Source organism: Bradyrhizobium sp. RDI18, assembly GCF_043203335.1.
GTDB classification, from domain to species: Bacteria; Pseudomonadota; Alphaproteobacteria; order Rhizobiales; family Xanthobacteraceae; genus Bradyrhizobium; species Bradyrhizobium retamae.
The window spans coordinates 1-15,885 of record NZ_JBICRN010000006.1 but is presented as its reverse complement, the minus strand read 5'-3'; the positions used below and the strand labels follow the sequence as shown (position 1 = coordinate 15,885).

The 15,885-nt window shown below is 61.9% G+C and carries 15 protein-coding genes and 5 pseudogenes; 17 read left to right on the top strand and 3 right to left on the bottom strand.

All coding sequences use genetic code 11. The features are described from left to right. Positions 1-189: 189 nt before the first annotated feature. Positions 190-342, top strand: a pseudogene (locus tag ACFXS9_RS01080) (DUF736 domain-containing protein); the annotation flags it as partial. A 135-nt stretch (positions 343-477) separates the two neighbouring features. On the opposite strand, the gene ACFXS9_RS01075 reads toward ACFXS9_RS01080, so the two are convergent. Continuing rightward, a complete protein-coding gene (locus ACFXS9_RS01075; protein ID WP_392684172.1) occupies positions 478-780 on the bottom strand; it encodes a DUF736 domain-containing protein in 303 nt (100 codons plus the stop codon). 390 nt (positions 781-1,170) lie between these two features. On the opposite strand from ACFXS9_RS01075, the gene ACFXS9_RS01070 reads away from it, so the two are divergent. The 6 genes and pseudogenes from ACFXS9_RS01070 to ACFXS9_RS01045 all read left to right on the top strand — a co-directional run bounded on the left by ACFXS9_RS01070 (position 1,171) and on the right by ACFXS9_RS01045 (position 6,989). Next, a complete protein-coding gene (locus ACFXS9_RS01070; RefSeq protein WP_392684169.1) occupies positions 1,171-2,397 on the top strand; it encodes a tyrosine-type recombinase/integrase in 1,227 nt (408 codons plus the stop codon). Further along, on the top strand, positions 2,391-3,305 hold the full coding sequence (locus ACFXS9_RS01065; protein WP_392684166.1) for a tyrosine-type recombinase/integrase: 915 nt from the start codon (positions 2,391-2,393) through the stop codon (positions 3,303-3,305). Before ACFXS9_RS01070 ends, ACFXS9_RS01065 begins: the two co-directional genes overlap by 7 nt. Further along, positions 3,302-4,309 (top strand): tyrosine-type recombinase/integrase, encoded by a 1,008-nt coding sequence (locus ACFXS9_RS01060; RefSeq protein WP_392684163.1) that lies wholly within the window; start codon positions 3,302-3,304, stop codon positions 4,307-4,309. The genes ACFXS9_RS01065 and ACFXS9_RS01060 overlap by 4 nt, the downstream gene beginning before the upstream one ends. 483 nt (positions 4,310-4,792) lie before the next feature. Then, positions 4,793-5,089: a DUF736 domain-containing protein gene (locus ACFXS9_RS01055; RefSeq protein WP_275200839.1), complete on the top strand. Its 297-nt coding sequence runs from the start codon at positions 4,793-4,795 to the stop codon at positions 5,087-5,089. Positions 5,090-5,260: 171 nt separating this feature from the next. Continuing rightward, positions 5,261-5,425: pseudogene (locus ACFXS9_RS01050) on the top strand (DUF736 domain-containing protein); the annotation flags it as partial. 373 nt (positions 5,426-5,798) lie between these two features. After that, a complete protein-coding gene (locus ACFXS9_RS01045; protein WP_392687152.1) occupies positions 5,799-6,989 on the top strand; it encodes a DUF932 domain-containing protein in 1,191 nt (396 codons plus the stop codon). Between the two features lie 189 nt (positions 6,990-7,178). Here ACFXS9_RS01045 and ACFXS9_RS01040 read toward each other — a convergent pair whose 3' ends face one another. Further along, complete coding sequence (locus ACFXS9_RS01040; protein ID WP_392684159.1) at positions 7,179-7,427, bottom strand: helix-turn-helix domain-containing protein; 249 nt, start codon at positions 7,425-7,427, stop codon at positions 7,179-7,181. Positions 7,428-7,610: 183 nt separating this feature from the next. Between ACFXS9_RS01040 and ACFXS9_RS01035 the strand changes: the two are divergent. The 9 genes and pseudogenes from ACFXS9_RS01035 to ACFXS9_RS00995 all read left to right on the top strand — a co-directional run. Then, a pseudogene (locus tag ACFXS9_RS01035) lies at positions 7,611-7,905 on the top strand (DNA -binding domain-containing protein). Between the two features lie 131 nt (positions 7,906-8,036). Beyond that, positions 8,037-8,225, top strand: a complete 189-nt coding sequence (locus ACFXS9_RS01030) for a transcriptional regulator domain-containing protein (RefSeq protein WP_392684156.1) — start codon at positions 8,037-8,039, stop codon at positions 8,223-8,225. Positions 8,226-8,364: 139 nt separating this feature from the next. Next, a complete protein-coding gene (locus ACFXS9_RS01025) occupies positions 8,365-8,805 on the top strand; it encodes a DUF2285 domain-containing protein (protein ID WP_392684153.1) in 441 nt (146 codons plus the stop codon). A gap of 131 nt (positions 8,806-8,936) precedes the next feature. Then, complete coding sequence (locus ACFXS9_RS01020) at positions 8,937-9,215, top strand: helix-turn-helix transcriptional regulator (RefSeq protein ID WP_392684150.1); 279 nt, start codon at positions 8,937-8,939, stop codon at positions 9,213-9,215. A gap of 1 nt (position 9,216) precedes the next feature. Continuing rightward, positions 9,217-10,119, top strand: a complete 903-nt coding sequence (locus ACFXS9_RS01015) for a replication initiator protein A (RefSeq protein ID WP_392684147.1) — start codon at positions 9,217-9,219, stop codon at positions 10,117-10,119. A gap of 226 nt (positions 10,120-10,345) precedes the next feature. Continuing rightward, on the top strand, positions 10,346-10,810 hold the full coding sequence (locus tag ACFXS9_RS01010) for a DUF2840 domain-containing protein (RefSeq protein WP_392684144.1): 465 nt from the start codon (positions 10,346-10,348) through the stop codon (positions 10,808-10,810). 23 nt (positions 10,811-10,833) lie between these two features. Then, positions 10,834-11,319, top strand: a complete 486-nt coding sequence (locus ACFXS9_RS01005) for a S26 family signal peptidase (RefSeq protein WP_392684141.1) — start codon at positions 10,834-10,836, stop codon at positions 11,317-11,319. A gap of 492 nt (positions 11,320-11,811) precedes the next feature. Beyond that, positions 11,812-13,565 (top strand): annotated as a pseudogene (locus ACFXS9_RS01000) (relaxase/mobilization nuclease domain-containing protein). 245 nt (positions 13,566-13,810) lie between these two features. Then, positions 13,811-13,879: pseudogene (locus tag ACFXS9_RS00995) on the top strand (hypothetical protein); the annotation flags it as partial. Between the two features lie 15 nt (positions 13,880-13,894). Here ACFXS9_RS00995 and ACFXS9_RS00990 read toward each other — a convergent pair. Next, positions 13,895-14,227 carry a hypothetical protein gene (locus tag ACFXS9_RS00990; protein ID WP_392687339.1) on the bottom strand — a complete coding sequence of 111 codons (333 nt, stop codon included), beginning with the start codon at positions 14,225-14,227 and terminating at the stop codon, positions 13,895-13,897. A 265-nt stretch (positions 14,228-14,492) separates the two neighbouring features. Between ACFXS9_RS00990 and ACFXS9_RS00985 the strand changes: the two genes are divergently transcribed. Beyond that, entirely contained in the window at positions 14,493-15,692 is a 1,200-nt protein-coding gene (locus ACFXS9_RS00985; protein ID WP_392684138.1) for a nitrate/nitrite transporter, read from the top strand. The last annotated feature ends 193 nt before the right edge of the window (positions 15,693-15,885 follow it).

Here is a 15,885-nt window from a genome sequence, read left to right as displayed (position 1 = left end):
CGGCTCCGCCTGCTTTTTTCCCCTGCCGCGAAAGACGCGGCATTCCTCGCGGGAAGTCAAAAAAAGCATGCTCACGCCGTCCTCCGCTGACGCTGCGGGCCCAAGGGCTGCGGGCCGATCGCTCCCCGGGCCGAAGATCGCCATCGAGGCCGCGATGGGCGCGGCCCGAGAAAACCAACGGAGATTACCATGGCTACCATCGGCACCTTCACCGCGTCGGACAACGGTTACATCGGTTCGATCAAGACGCTGATGCTCAACATCAAGGCAAAATTCGCCCCGAGCGATAAGGAGAACGACAAGGCACCCGACTATCGCATCTTCGCCGGCGCCACCGATTATGCGTAGCGCGGGATTATGCGGAGTCGTTGGCTGGTAGCCGCGGTTTTCCCGGGCTTTTGTGGCTGTGCCGCTCCGCATAATAACGAGGGCTCTGTCCGCGGCGTCCCGCGATGTTGCGAGACGCCGCGGTGTAGGTCAGCGCGACCAGATCAGTGCAAACTCGCCATTGTCGCCTTCGAAGAGGTTGGCGTAGATGGGCGCGGTGAAGGACGGATCGTCGAGCTTGACTGAGTGGTAAGTGCGGTCGTCCTTCGAAGTCCGGCGCCAGGCGGCACCGATCTCGACACCTGAGACGATCACGCGCAGGTCTGGCGCCTTCTCGCTGGTGGAGGCGGGATCGCTGGGGACGAGGCGCGCCTTGGCATCGATCGCGAGCGTCTTGATGGTGCCGGTATAGGTGCCATCGTTGCTGCGGGTGAACGAACCGATCTGGGACATGGTGGATCTCCTGTGCTGTGTTCAAGCCCGCGACCATCGCGGCCTTGTGGCGATCGAGAGCCCCGGGACGGCCGACCCGCACCGTCAGGCCGCAGCGCATGCGGAGGACGGCGTGCGGCGATCTTGTTGCTGCGCGAGGAGCGGCGCAGCCGCGGGGAAGAAGATCGCCGACACGCTGTTGCGGGGAACAGGCCGGGTCGCAGACCGCATCTCGGGGCAGATCCGCCCAGCAAGGCCCGTCGGTCGCAGGGCATCACAGCACGACCGGAGAACCATCACGCTCCAGTAGGGTAGCGTGTGGCCGAGTATGCCCGGCACAACCGCTGACTGACGTTCCGAACGACAACCACCTCGACCATAGTCCTGCCTCAACATCCAGAAGGGGGCGACATGCCGACAGGTGTTTATGTCCGTCAGAACGCGGTCTGGGACCGATTGAAGGCGGGAATGGCCGCAGACCACGCGGTCGACTTTACTCGATGGCTCCGTGAGCGCCGATATACGCCACTTACCATCGTCGAGAGGATGCGGCTGCTTGCGAGTTGGACGCACTGGGCGCGCGGGGAAGGTTACACGCTGGCTGCAATCCGTGAGGCGCACGCGGCCTCGTTCTCCTTGATCGAAGCGGGACATCGGCCGCGCTTCCGCGGCGACCTCAACAAGGACGCGGTCGAGTGCGCCAAGCTGTTCATCGCCTACCTTGAGGATCAAGGGGTGTTGACGCGATTACCGACCAAATCGGCGGCGCCACTGGTTCTCGAATTTGCGGCTTGGGCCCGCGAGCAGCGCGGCCTGGCTGAAACGACGCTGGCCACGTATCTCGGGACGATCACTCGCTTTGTCGATGCGCTGGGGGATATCCCGACGGCCTACGACGCCGTGACGATCCGAGCATACATGATCGAACGTGCGAAAGCCGTATCGGTCGAGCGCATGAAGGGCATATCGGTCGGCATCCGCGCATTCCTGCGCTTCCTGATCGCGACAGGACGATGTCCGGCTGGGCTCGACCACGCCATGCCGAATGTTGCGGGATGGCGGCTGGCATCAATCCCCCGGTTCCTGCCTGATGCCGATATCGCACGGATCATCGGTGCGTGCGACGGGGAGCGTCGCCTGCGCGATCGGGCCATCATCCTGCTCTTGGTCCGGCTTGGGCTTCGGGCGAGCGAGGTGGCGCGGCTCAGCTTCGACGATATCGACTGGCGGCAGGGTACCATCCGCCTGTGCGGCAAAAGCCGGCGCGAGGAACTGCTGCCGCTTACCCAGGAGATCGGCGATGCGCTGCTCGCCTACATAGAACGCGGACGGCCGGCACTGGCCATACCGTCCCTGTTCATCACCGAATATGCGCCGCTGCGGCCAATCGACCGCATCACGGTCAAATGCCTGGTCAAGCGTGCGCTCAAGCGCGCGGGCGTCGAGAGCCGTTACAAGGGTGCGCATATCCTGCGCCACTCGGCGGCTACGGCGATGCTCCGCCACGGCGTCAGCCTGCCAGGCGTGAGCACGGTGTTGCGCCACCGATCGCAAGCAATGACGGCGCATTACGCCAAGGTCGATATCGCGCTGCTGGCGGCCATCGCGCAGCCCTGGCCGGGGAGGTCGCCATGCTGATCGATGATGTTGATCGCTACATCGAGCTGCGCCGCTCGCTCGGCTTCAAGCTCGCAAAGACGGCCCGACACCTCACCGCGTTCGCGCGTTATGCGGTCGACCGGGGAGATACTCACGTTCGCCGCGAGACCGCGATCGCCTGGGCGGCGGCCGTCTCGTCGACCCCGCGCAGTCACCAGCGGCGGCTTCAGGAGATCGCGCTCTTTGCCCGCTTCCTCTACGCGGAGGATCGCGAGCATGAAGTGCCGCATCATCCCCGCAGCCCTGCAACACGTCCCGCGCCTTATATCTACACGCCAGAGGAACTGGCGCGCATGCTCGACGCTGCGGGCAATCTGCGGCGCCAGAAGCCCAGCCCGCTCAGGCGCCACATCTATGTGATGCTGATCGGGCTGCTGGCGTCGACGGGTCTGCGGATCTCCGAGGCTCTGAACCTGAGGTTAGACGATCTGCTGCCCGACGGCGTGCTGCACATCCGCCTGACCAAGTTCAACAAGAGCCGGCTCGTGCCAATGCACCTCAGCGTGGTCGAGGCGCTGCAGGCCTATCTTGCGATACGGCGGCGGTTCGCCGGGATGGATGACCATGTGTTCCTGTCCGTGGATGCCAAGCCGATGTCGCTTCGGACCGCCCAGAGCAACTTCAATGTGATCCTGCGCAAGGCTGAAGTCGGTCAGAATCGGTCGCGACGTCCGCGTATCCATGATCTGCGCCACACCTTCGCGACGCGCGTGCTGGAGCAATGCGCGACGCGTCGTGATGACGTTGCGCGCGACTTCGTCGCTCTCGCCACTTATCTCGGTCATGCAGACATCCGGCATACCTACTGGTATCTGGGAGCCACCCCGGACCTCATGGCCGATATAGCGGGTGCTGCCGAGGCGCTGATCGCCGGGGAAGTCGCATGACGCCGATCGCCCCGCTCATCACCAGCTTCATGCGCGAGCACATGCCGCAGCAGCGCGGCTACAGTCCGCACTCCTGCGAGACCTATGCGTACAGCTTCCAGCTGTTGTTCGCCTTCGCCGCCCAGCGCCTGCACACGCGCCCCTCTCTGATCCAGCTCGAGCAGATCGATGCAGACATGGTGGTCGCGTTCTTGCATCACATCGAACATGATCGCGGCAATAGTCCGGCGACTCGCAACCTGCGGCTCGCCGCAATCAAGTCGTTCATGCGCTACGTCGAGCTGCGGCATCCCGGCGCCTTGGAGCAGGTCGCCCAGATCAGTGCGATCCCAGGCAAGCGTCACGACCAGAAGCTCATCCGCCATCTGACCATGGACGAGATCCGCGCCGTGCTCAATGCGCCCGACGCGACGACACGCCTCGGACTACGGGATCGGGCGATGTTGCATTTGTGCTTCGCCGGCGGCCTGCGCGTCTCCGAGTTGATCGGCCTCACCCTGGAGAACGTCACGCTGCAACCGAGGCCAAGCATCCTGGTGTTCGGCAAGGGCCGGCGCGAACGCAGCCTTCCGCTATGGAAGGAAACCGCTCGCGACCTGCGCGCTTGGCTATCAGTGCGAGGAAAGCCGCCAGCGACCGAGCTGTTCGTCAACGCCCAAGGGATGGCAATGACCCGCGCCGGCTTTGAGTATATCCTCGAAAAGCACGCAAAGGCCGCCGCGGCTCGATGCCCGACCCTGAGCGGCCGCACGCTATCGCCACATCTTCTGCGGCACAGTTGTGCGGTCCTGATGTTGCAGGCCACACGCGACATCCGCAAGGTCGCGCTCTGGCTTGGCCACGCCGATATCCGCACCACGGAGATTTATCTGCGCATGGATCCCTCTGAAAAGCTGGAGGCGGTGGAAGCGGTCATTCCGCCGGCGCTGCGCCGTGGACGGTTCAAGGCACCAGACGCGCTGATTGCCTCGCTGTTGGAGAAAGCACCGCTGCCTTCAGGGTGAGAGACGTCGGGCAGCCGATCGTTACGACGAAATACCTTTGATGCGCTGTGACGTCGCGGCATCACCGCGCCGTGCCGCACGAGCAATCGAGCGCCTCTCCATTGGGTTGGGATCGGCGAAGCAAAGCGCTGTGGCTCAATCGCGCTTGCCGTGATGGTGGCGCCGTCGCGGCGGTGGTGAAGCCTTTGAGCCGTTACTCTCCTGTCGGGCTGTTTGGCCCACGTCCATACCGGCCTTTTGCTGGCGGATCACGCGCCACAATACGCTCACTGCGCTCGCCGACCTTTACCCGCAATGGCTTGTTCGCGATCTTCTTCCCCTGCCGCCAAGCGGCGGCATTCCTCGCGAGGCAACAAGATCGCTCCGCCCGCCATCCTCCGCTGCGCTGCGGGCCAGAGGCTGCGGGCCGGTCGTTGCGGCGCTCAGAGATCGCCATCAAGGCCGCGATGGTCGCGGGCTTGGGAACAGCAACAGGAGATCACCATGGCTCAGATTGGCACCTTCACCCGCGCCGAAGACGGCTCCTACACCGGCACCATCAAGACGCTCTCGCTCAACTTCAAGGCGCGCTTCCTTCCTGCCGAACCCTCCGAGAACGAGAAGGCTCCGAACTTGCGCGTGGTGGTCGGTAATGTCGAGATAGGTGCCGCGTGGCAGCGGACCTCCAAGGACAACACCGTCTACCACTCGGTCAAGCTCGACGACCCGTCCTTCCCGGCGCCGATCTATGCCAACCTCGTCGCGGTCGACGACGGCTACGCGCTGGTCTGGTCGCGCTGACCCGCGCCGCTGCGGCGCCTCACCTCGTGCGAGGCGCCGCGGCTTCTCTCCACGGGATTATGCGGAGCGGTGCAGCCACAAAAGCCCGGGAAAACCGCGGCTACCAGCCAACGACTCCGCATAATCCGGCGCTAGGCATAATCGGCCTTATGCGGTGCACCGCATAAGGCCGAATTCGGTGCTGCCTGGAAGAAGACCGCGCGCGACACCGATCGCGAATACCTCTCGGTCAAGCTCGACGATCCGAGCTTTCCGGCACCGATCTATGCCTCGCTGGTGAAGGTCGAGGGCGACGAGGGCTATACCCTGATCTGGTCCCGCCGCAGCGGCGACTGATCCATTCGGGGACCGCGCCCCGCCTCCTCGGAGGCGGGCTTTTTTTGCGTTCTGGCACCGCTCTTGCGTGGAAGAGTGCATTTCTTGTTTGAAGGACTGCTAAGGGCTCCGCCCTCGCGCGGGCAAGGGTGAAGCACGCCATGCGTGCCGGCCGGACGGGTTTCCCCGGTCTTCCGCGCCGCAAGGATCTTTCAAGGACGATTTGCTCATCAGGCGCGTGCAGACGCGCGCTTGAGAAGCGCGCCCCTTTGGGCGGGTGATCCCCCTCCACGTCCAGCCGCCCTTGCCCTTGCTACCCCAGGTCTCGCCGACGGGCAGGGTTGCAGCGCAGCGCTGCGCTTCAACCTCAGCCCAAAGGAGAACGACCATGAACATGATGACCTTGACCCAAAGCGAGATGCCTGTTTCCAGCGGTTTTCGCGTGGATGTATCGCGTGGCCAGCGGATTGGCCGCGTTTCCTCGGAGTGGTTTACGCGTCCGGATGACGAACGTTTCTTGAACCTCTCTGATCTCTATGAATCGGTGCGGGGCAGGGCTGAACGCGCGCAGGCGCGGACGGTGGAAAGCCGAGCCATTCGGGTGGAGGCGAACCGGGATAATTCAGAACGACTTGCGTTGATGGTGCCGGGACGTGACGAGCAGGTCATGCCGACCCATTGGAGTTTTGGCCAGTTGTGCACGCTGGTCGGCGCTCCAACCTCTTATTTGCGGCAGCTTCCCGCGGCCTTGTCCGCCATCAACCTGCAACACGGCTTGCTTTCCCATCGCGCCGAACTTGTGAAAACCCTGGAAGCCGATAACGGGCGCGTCGAGCTTCGCGCCGTGACCGGGCCGGATTACGGCCGTATTTGGGACCATGAATTAGTCGCCGCCGTCATGAAGATTGCAGGCAATGGCACCGGCGATACACGTTGGAAAGTGCCGGGCGTGATGGATTGGAGCACAATGACCCACAACCCCTTTGTGGACGTGACCAAGGACACGACGACGCTTTACGCCAGTGATCGCGACGTGTTCCTGTTCTTGGTCGATGACACTAACCCCATAGAGGCAGGGCGTTTGGCTGACGGATCACCGGATTTATATTTCCGGGGATTTTACTGCTGGAATAGCGAAGTCGGCAGCAAGACGCTCGGAATTGCGAGCTTCTACCTTCGCGCCGTCTGCATGAACCGCAATCTGTGGGGCGTCGAGAACTTCGAAGAAATCACGATACGGCACAGCAAATTCGCGGCTCAGCGTTTCGCGCATGAGGCGGCACCGGCCTTGACCAGCTTTGCCAACTCTTCGCCGGCGCCATTCGTTGCCGGCATCAAGGCCGCGCGTGGTCGGGTCGTTGCCCGAACCGATGAGGATCGCGAGAGTTTCTTGCGCAAAGGAGGGTTTTCAAAAGCCGAGACGTCGAAGATTATTGAAACGGTGCTTGGGGAAGAAAATCGGAAACCCGAAAGCGTCTTCGACTTCGTGCAAGGGATCACCGCGCTGGCCCGGACCAAGTCCCATCAGGATGCGCGGCTGGAGCTGGAGGGGAAGGCGAAACGCTTGATGGAACGCGCCATCTAGAAGTATGAGCCGCGCAATTTGAGAGGATTGCGCGGCCACTTTTCGTTTTCCAGACCAGGCGCCAGGTGCGCCGCCGCCGATCCGGCAAGCGGATCGGCGGCGGCGACGCGTGTCCGCGCCGGGGCTCGCCGGACCTTGCGGTCCGGCTCGCGGAAACGACTGGCTCCAACTATTCTACTCGCTTAGAACTCAACTATCAGCGGGGGTGCGATTCTTCTTCGTTGCGGTTGGTGGCCGCTTCAGAAGATCACTTGCTTCAACCCCCAGAACGCGCGCGATCCTATCCAGAACATCGATACTGGCAGCGTAAAGGTTACGCTCGAGCGAGCTGATGTACGTCCGGTCGATCTTGGCACGGTGCGCGAGCTCTTCCTGCGAGATGCCTCTCATCCGCCGAAGCTTTCTTAAATTGAGCGCCAATATCTCTCGGATATCCATACCCGGGAGCGCAGCGGCTTGAAGAGTATTTCACCACGGAGTATTCTCTACAAAACGCAGAACGACAGAAATGCCGTTTGGTAATTGCTGCTTTCGCAAAGCTTGGCTGCGAACTGCCTTGAATAGGACTAAACTAGGGCTATGAGCTGGCAGGCGCAGTCCCATAGCTCTCGAAGGAGTCTTATGCCGTCACCCCCGCTGGACCCTGATGTTGCGGACCTGGCACCGGATAGCCCCGTGTTGACGGCCTATGACGAGCAACATGTCGTCGCCTATCTCCGGCTGCTGGATGCCGACGCTCAGAATGCCGATTGGCGAGAGGTCGCGCGCATCGTCCTCCACATCGATCCGGACCAGCATCCCGAGCGCGCGCAAAGCCTTCGACAGCCATCTAGCTCGCGCCAAATGGATGACAAGTCGCGGCTACGGCCATTTGCTTCGCGGTGGTACCGCCAACGAGCCGGGCAAGGATCAGTAGAAGAGACGTAGAATATTTCTTGGTTGCGGAATATTTCGCGTAACCAAACGGTTCATTACGCATTGCAACCACAAATGGTTCACAATTTTCGTGCTGCAATGCCGCACCGTATTGCGTGAGGATCAAGTACAATGCCGGAATTCGATTGGCGCTCGCCCGAGGCCTATTCAAAAGTGCAGAACGCCGATCTGACGGGTCTCGCCTGGGAATGCCTCCGTCGTAACCCCGAATACCGAAAACATTATCGTGCGCTTGCGAATCCGCGCGCCGGCGCTCCGGTCGAATTCCGGAATAAATGGGGCCTGTCTTTTCGCGGCTGATCCGCAAAAGGCCTGTCACGAGCAGATCGTTTTTTGGGCGCCTGAAGTTCTGCCAACGGTATTGTCCGTAGGAGCTTCGTCGTCGCAAATTTCAGCTCAACCGATCTCTCTGGATCTAACCAAACTGTCGCCGGCCGAGTTGCGGCAGAACACGGACGGCTGGCATGCCGTGCTGGGTGTCGGTGGCGCCACGCATCGCTTGTGGATGAAGGAATTGCCAGCCGCCGACGCGCCGCAAGCGATTGAGTTGCCACTCGACTCGTCGTTTGAGCTCCGCGCCCAGGCTGCCCAATCGCTCTGGCGTACGCTGAGCGGCCGTTCGCCGTGTCTACCGCTGTCCGGCCTTCCCCCGCAACGGCGCCAGCGGTTTGCGCTGGTCTTGCGTGCACTGGACGGACGCAATGAGGGCAAGACCTATCGCGCGATCGCCGAAGGTCTTTTTGGCAAGAAGCGTATCCCGGAGCGCGCCTGGACGACGCATGACTTGCGCAATCGTACCATCCGCCTCGTGCAGCGCGGCCTTGCCTTGATGCGGGGTGGCTATCGCGAGCTCTTGCGTCCACGGCGCAAGGACAAATAGCCGCTCGCTGGGGGTATCGAAAATCCACCCCTCGATCTTCGGCATCCCCCTCAGCACTTCTACTCCGCGATCGTGACCGTCGACGCGCAGCGAACCTCGCTTGCGCTCCAGACGATCACGGAGCTTCTCAAATGTCCGATTCGAACGCAGATGCGCCGCCGCGATACCTGCGTACATCCGAAGCCGCACGCTTCCTGAGCTTGTCAGGCCGCACGCTGGAGAAGCACCGGACGTACGGCACCGGGCCCGACTATCACAAGATCGGCGGGCGCGTGGTCTATTCAGTGGCTGACCTGACGGCATGGGCCAAACTCGGCAAGAAGAAATCGACCTCTGACCCAGGCACCGGCACCGTGTTGCCCGCTAAGCGGCACACGCCGCTCCCCTACGCGGGCAAGGAGCGGCGCTGACATGTCGGACAGCAAATCATCTGCCCGCGGGCGGCGGCATTCCGAGCGTGACCAGCTTGATCTGTTTCGCGCGCTGCCCGGCGATCTGTCGCCGCGCGACGCGCAAGACTTGATGGCCTATCCGTTCTTCTCGCTGGCGAAATCCAAGCGAATTATACCTATCGATTTCCGTGCGGGTGCTATCTCCATTCGTGTGGAGGCCGTGCCGGAGCATGGCATGGCGACGATCTGGGATGCTGACGTTCTGATCTGGGCCGCTTCCCAGATTGTCGAGGCGCGCGACGCCGGGCTGAAGACCTCCCGTCTGATGGCCGCAACGCCTTACGAAATTCTCACCTTCGTTGGCCGCGGCACCAGCGCGCGCGACTACGATCGCCTCAAGGCGGGCCTCGATCGGCTGCAGGCGACATCGGTGCTGACATCGATCCGACAGCCGGCCGAACGGCGGCGGCATCGTTTCTCCTGGATCAACGAATGGAAGGAGACGGCCGACACCAACGGGCGCCCAATGGGCCTCGAATTGATAGTGCCAGACTGGTTCTATGCCGGCGTTATCGATAACGCGCTCGTGCTGACTATCGACCGCGCCTATTTCGGTTTGACCGGCGGACTCGAGCGCTGGCTTTACCGGCTTGTCCGCAAGCACGGCGGTCGCCAGCAGGGCGGCTGGAGTTTTGATTTTGTGCATCTTCACGCCAAGTCCGGCAGCCTCTCGCCGCTCAAACACTTTGCCTTTGACCTCCGCGAAATCGTCCGCCGGCAGACCTTGCCCGGCTATCAGCTCGTGATCACGCGCGACCGAAATGGCCTCGAACGTTTGAACTTCGCGCCCCACTGCACCGATCCATTCGCGGAGCGGCTTCGCCAGCGCGGGCTCTTACCCCAGGCTGGAGACAAGCTGTGAATCAACTCGTGCTATCGGGGACCGCAACCCTCGTGCCATCGGGGACCGGATCCTCGTGCTATCGGGGACCGGAATCGGTCTTAAGCGTTTGTAATCAGGCGCGTTCGAGCCGCCGTAACTTTACTAACCAGAAATCCTTCGGATTTCTTCTAACGTACCCAGCCGTTTTCCTGGCTGTGCATAACCCGCGCGATCTATGTGCGCGCCAGGTAGACGGAGCGGCGGCATGAGCGATCTCACGCAGGTCGAGCTTCTGTGGCTTGAAAAGCGCATCGAGAACCGAATTCGTTTCGGCCGCGTGGCCGAGGAGAGAATTCTCGACCGTAACAGGCGTATCCTGTCATTCGCACCCGGTAGCATCTTTGCGTTCGTACGCTGGATGTCGAACGATTTTGGGACTGTTGTTTCGCGCATCGACGTATTGCGATCAGTTGCAGCCGGCCAACGCTGCTCGACCGTCCCTTATGTCAAACCCGGCGGCGAGAGCCTTTTGCGCCTGTCAGGCTGGCCAAAGGTCGAACGCGTGCTGCAGTTGATTGATGCCGTCGAGGCGCTCGGAATTGATCCTGCCGACGCAGCGCCCGACTATTGGCATCACGTCCACAATCGCCTGTCCGTCAACGAAACCCCGCGCGCCTACACAAAGTCACGCCATCAGGCCTGGCTTCACCGGCGGAAGGTTGCGCCGTGACGCTCCGAAACCGAACACTCGCCATGACGATCAGCGCAGTTGCCATCCTCGCCGGGACGATCGTAGCAAAGCCGTCCCCAATCGACATCTGGAACAGTTCTGAGAGCGTGCCTGTCGGACTCTATCGCTTGCATCCGGCCAGCAAATACTACGTCACCGAACTCGTCGCCGTTCAGCCGCCCAGGCCGCTGGCGACCTATCTGGACCGAAATGGCTATCTGCCGACTGCCGTTCTGATGTTGAAGCGTGTGCTGGCGCTTCCCGGACAAACAGTGTGCAGGAACGGGCACACTATTTCGGTCGATGGCATCGAGATAGGCGAGGCGAAGGAGCGCGACGGACGTGGCCGACCGTTGCCAGTCTGGGAAGGGTGTGACGTCGTCGAAGACGGAAAGCTCTTCCTCATGAACTGGCGAGCCGCGGACTCCCTCGATGGACGTTACTTCGGAATGATATCAGCGACAGCGGTCATCGGACGCGTAGTTCCTGTGTGGACATGGAGGGATTGATCGTGCGTTCCTTGTGCAGCCTGTCTGCCATTCCTCTGTTAGATCGGGGGCGGCACCATTCCTCCGTCCCGACCGAGGCTGTCGCAGCCGCCGCGCGCAGCGGCCGTCCAGGGCGGCCGAATGGCCGGCGCGAAGCAGCTTCACCCTGGATGGTCGCGAGCACGGTGGCACGCTCGTCTTCTGTTGGGACTGCTGCTTGTGGCGCTGTGGCGGACGTCTTGTTTGCAGTTCTGATGGTCGCCTCCGGTCACAAAGGGGATCAATCGCATTCTGTCGAAGCTCTTCGCATTCTTGGTCAGTAGGTGGTTGTGAGCAGGGGCAGAGCGACCACGGACGGCAAGGGAAAAGCGCCGCCTTCGGTCGGACGCATGTGGTTGGTGGGGTTGAGGTTTTGAGAGGCGTCGAGAATGATCAAGCCGTCGCCGCATTCCAAATGGTCAAGGAAATCAGCGCAGCGAGAGCCGTCGGCCTAAAGTTTGCGGTGAAGCCATCATGAGCCAGCGCGACAATGACGTTCGTGTTCGCCCTGGCCGCATTCGCGACCGCGGACACAGCTTCTCGCGTCCGACGAGCTTTGTCGGCCAGGTCATGCGAGCGGCCAAGAGGGCCGGGCATGTCGGCGACAGTTTCGGCCGCGGTAAAGGTGGAGGGAGCCGGTCGCACTTTGGACGAGGCCGGCGTGCCGCGCTCTCACTGTCACTCCGCTCGACTTCGCGGCGCGTGGTAATGAAGGCGCGCGTGGTCCGTCACCACGGCACGCGCTTTCGCTCGGCACCGCTGACCAAGCACATCACCTATTTGAAGCGCGAGGGCGTGACACGGGACGGGGCGGAAGCCCGGATGTTCGACGCGAGATCGGATGCGGGGGATGAACGCGCCTTTGCCGAGCGCTGCGAGAATGACCGGCACCATTTTCGATTTATTGTTTCTCCGGAGGACGCCGCCGAGCTCGGCGACCTCCGCACCTTTACCCGCGAGCTGATGACCGACGTCGCGCGGGATCTCGGAACCAAACTGGACTGGATTGCGGTCGACCACTGGAACACCGACAATCCGCATATTCATGTCCTGATCCGCGGCGGCGCGGAGGATGGCCAGGATCTGGTCATCAGTCGGGATTACATCTCTCGCGGGTTTCGGGATCGCGCCGCCGAGCGCGTCACGCTCGAGCTCGGCCGCGCAGCGAGCGGGACATCCAGTCCACCCTGGAACGGGAGGTTACGGCCGAACGCTGGACCAGCCTCGATCGGGCGCTGCGTGTCGCCGCCGACGAGGGCGCCGGCGTGGCGGACCTTCGGCCAAATGCGTCAGGCGAAGACTTAAGCCTCCGCCGCCTGATGGTCGGCCGGGCAGCCAGGTTGGAGCGTCTCGGTCTTGCCGATCAAGTTGCACCCGGCTGCTGGACGCTGAAGCCTGGTATCGAGGACAAGCTGCGTGACCTCTCGATTCGCGGCGATGTCATCAAGACCATGCATCGGGCGACGAGCGTTCGTGGCCGCGAGCCGGATGTCTCCGGCTTTGCCTTGCACGGCGAGGAACCGACAGATCCTGTGCTCGGCCGTTTGCTCGAGCGCGGGCTATATGACGAACTGAAAGGCTCGGCCTATGCGATCGTTGAGGGGATCGATGGACGAACGCATCACATCAGATTCACCGATATCGAAATGACCGGCGATGCCGCGCCCGGCGCGATCGTGGAGGCGCGGTCTTACGATGATGCGCAGGGCCGAAAACGTCTCTCGCTCGCCACCCGATCGGATCTCAGTATTGAGGCCCAGGTCACGGCGCCAGGAGCGACCTGGATTGACCGGCAGTTGCTCGCGCGGGATTCGACCGTCGCGAGCGGTGGTTTTGGATCCGAAGTGCGCGAAGCCATGGACCGAAGGCTTGACTATCTCGCAGGCGAGGGGCTTGCGCGGCGGCAGGGGGCGAGGGTCATCTTTGCCCGCGATCTCCTCAACACGCTAAGGCGGCGGGAGCTCGATGCTACGGTTGCAAGACTCTCGGCCGAGACGGGGTTACCGCACACTCCTTCGTCGGAGGGCGAACGCATCGTGGGCGTCTATCGTCAGCGCGTAACGCTGGCGTCAGGCCGGTTTGTCATGATTGACGACGGACTTGGATTCCAACTCGTCCCCTGGCGGCCAGCATTGGAGCAGCATCTCGATCGACAGGTATCCGGGGTCGCGGCACGCGGAGGCGGGGTGACCTGGAGCTTTGGAAGGAAAATTGGCCTGGGAATCTGATTGGTGGGCTGCCCGGCACTTCCGCGCCAGCGGACGAGGCGCTTGATGTGAAATCGGTTGAACGCAATCGCACTTCGCGCTGCCGGCAATCTCGATCGGCTTTTGTACGACAATCTATCCGAATACACGATGGTTGCGATTGAGCGGTTGCTCAGGGTCGCGAGGAACCCTTTGATGGCCAACGTTCAGCGCGTCGGGACTACTTCAGAGCCGCACTGCTGGAAGCAACGTTAGAAGGTCCAACGATGAAGCCCAGAATTGGCGTCTACCTCTCCGAGCAGATGGCCGCGCGGCTAGCGGCAGCTGCCAAGCGTCCCGGCGCCACCAAATCAGCGCTCGTTGAGGCCGCCCTCGCTCAGTTCCTCGGCTCGGATGATGAAACCGACAACATCCCGGTAGACCGTCGCCTTTCCCTGATGAGCCGCCAACTTGAAGAGCTCGATCGCGGTCTTAGAATCGTTAATGAGACTGTGGCCCTTCAGGCGCGCTTCCATCTCGCCGTAACGCCAGTGCTTCCCGCAGCGGACCAACGTGCTGCCTGCGTACTTGGGTCCGAGCGTTTCGACGAATTTGCGGCGCAGGTCGGGCGACGCGTTCGGATGGGGACATCGCTCATACAGGAGACGATGGATCGGCTCAGTACACCGAAACGCGAGGCTCATTCGCGTGGCCCGTGCGAGGGAACATCGGAAAAGTGCTCCTCAACCCATGAGCCAGATTTCCGCACATCAAGCACGGTTGGCATCGAATTAGAGCACTCCACTGCCGTCCGGGAGGGCGGCAGCCTGTTCAACTTTCCAGGGAAGGCAGGACTGCCTCTGCACTAGACCTGTTGCAAGGCAGACAGCTGCTCACCAAGGATCGGTCGAACAGCAACTACGGTCTCGATCGCCCAGCCATGCGACTCGACGCCGACTTGCCGGCGACTTGACAAAAAACTGGCGCCTGATTCTGCGGGTGTTCCTGCCGTTCGTTGCCGCTTACTATCTCTCATTTCTGTTCCGGACTATCAACGCGACGGTCGCCGGCTCCTTGACTTCGGAATTTGGCCTCGGCGCTGGCGATCTAGGTCTACTTACGTCTGTGTACTACCTGACCTTCGCGGCTGCTCAGATTCCGATCGGCATCCTGTTGGACCGATATAGTCCGGGCTTGATCCAGGGTGCCGTGATGGTTGCCGCGGCTGTGGGTGCAGCGCTATTTGCCGTCTCGGACAATTTTTGGCTGCTCCTCGGCGGCCGAGCACTGATCGGCCTTGGTGTGGCCGCATCATTGACGGCCGGCTTGAAGGCCCTCGTGCTCTGGTTTCCCAGCGAACGTATCCCACTGCTCAACGGCCTGATGATTATGCTGGGAGCCCTGGGCGCGCTGACGGCAACTTTGCCTGCGGAATTTCTGCTGGTCTCGATGGGCTGGCGAGCATTGTTTGTGCTGCTCGCGATTGCCTCGGCCGGATGCGCTCTTATCATCTATTTTGTCGTCCCAGAGGTGTCGGCAGCTATGTCGGTGGCGGGCGGACCAACGCCTAACAGTTTAAGGACGATTTATGCCGACCCACGCTTCTGGCGCTTGGCTCCACTTTCGGCCACCTGTATCGGGACGGCATGGGCGTTGCAGGGACTGTGGGCGGCGCCATGGCTCAGCGATGTCGAGGGCCTCGACCGGTCGGGACTACTCTGGCATTTGCTCATCATGGCTATCGCATTGAGTTTGGGCGGGCTTCTGTGGGGCATTGCGGTCGATCGGGTGCGCCGACGTGGGATTGGACCGCGGCCGCTGTTGGGTCTTGTCGCCGTGATGTTCATCGCGGCTCAGTTGGCATTGATCCTGCGATGGCCGCTCCCCTCGTATGTCCCGTGGATCGTCGTGGCGGCAGTCGGTGCTGGAACTGTCCTCAGTTACGCGATCCTGGCCGAGTATTTCCCAAAGGAGCTGGCGGGCAGGGCCAATGCAGCGCTGAACGTCTTCCACATCGGCGGCGCGTTTGTCGTGCAATATATGACGGGGTTATTGGTTCAGCTCTGGGCTCCCACAAATGGGCACTATCCTGAGATAGCTTACCAGACTGCGTTTGCTTTCAACGTAGGGCTTCAGATCGTAGCTGGGGTTTGGTTTGCGCTAACTTGATTCTGACGCGACGAGGCGAGGGGAATGAACTTGATGCATTCTCCCTCAAGCCGCTGCACGCATTCGAACTTGGGGTAGGCGCGAGAGCACGCGATAAGAGAACGGCGCCGCCGATCAGTCTGAGCCGCACAAAACGTAGCGGTATGACGTGCCAGGAACGACCGGGGCATCTTGAGCAGGTCCGTTCCTAAGG

Coding starts and splice junctions, on each gene's coding strand:
- ACFXS9_RS01075 (WP_392684172.1), bottom strand. CDS start 780: ATGTCCCAGATCGGTTCGTTCACCCGCAGCAACGATGGCACCTATACC.
- ACFXS9_RS01070 (WP_392684169.1), top strand. CDS start 1,171: ATGCCGACAGGTGTTTATGTCCGTCAGAACGCGGTCTGGGACCGATTG.
- ACFXS9_RS01065 (WP_392684166.1), top strand. CDS start 2,391: ATGCTGATCGATGATGTTGATCGCTACATCGAGCTGCGCCGCTCGCTC.
- ACFXS9_RS01060 (WP_392684163.1), top strand. CDS start 3,302: ATGACGCCGATCGCCCCGCTCATCACCAGCTTCATGCGCGAGCACATG.
- ACFXS9_RS01055 (WP_275200839.1), top strand. CDS start 4,793: ATGGCTCAGATTGGCACCTTCACCCGCGCCGAAGACGGCTCCTACACC.
- ACFXS9_RS01045 (WP_392687152.1), top strand. CDS start 5,799: ATGATGACCTTGACCCAAAGCGAGATGCCTGTTTCCAGCGGTTTTCGC.
- ACFXS9_RS01040 (WP_392684159.1), bottom strand. CDS start 7,427: ATGGATATCCGAGAGATATTGGCGCTCAATTTAAGAAAGCTTCGGCGG.
- ACFXS9_RS01030 (WP_392684156.1), top strand. CDS start 8,037: ATGCCGGAATTCGATTGGCGCTCGCCCGAGGCCTATTCAAAAGTGCAG.
- ACFXS9_RS01020 (WP_392684150.1), top strand. CDS start 8,937: ATGTCCGATTCGAACGCAGATGCGCCGCCGCGATACCTGCGTACATCC.
- ACFXS9_RS01015 (WP_392684147.1), top strand. CDS start 9,217: ATGTCGGACAGCAAATCATCTGCCCGCGGGCGGCGGCATTCCGAGCGT.
- ACFXS9_RS01010 (WP_392684144.1), top strand. CDS start 10,346: ATGAGCGATCTCACGCAGGTCGAGCTTCTGTGGCTTGAAAAGCGCATC.
- ACFXS9_RS01005 (WP_392684141.1), top strand. CDS start 10,834: ATGACGATCAGCGCAGTTGCCATCCTCGCCGGGACGATCGTAGCAAAG.
- ACFXS9_RS00990 (WP_392687339.1), bottom strand. CDS start 14,227: ATGAGCCTCGCGTTTCGGTGTACTGAGCCGATCCATCGTCTCCTGTAT.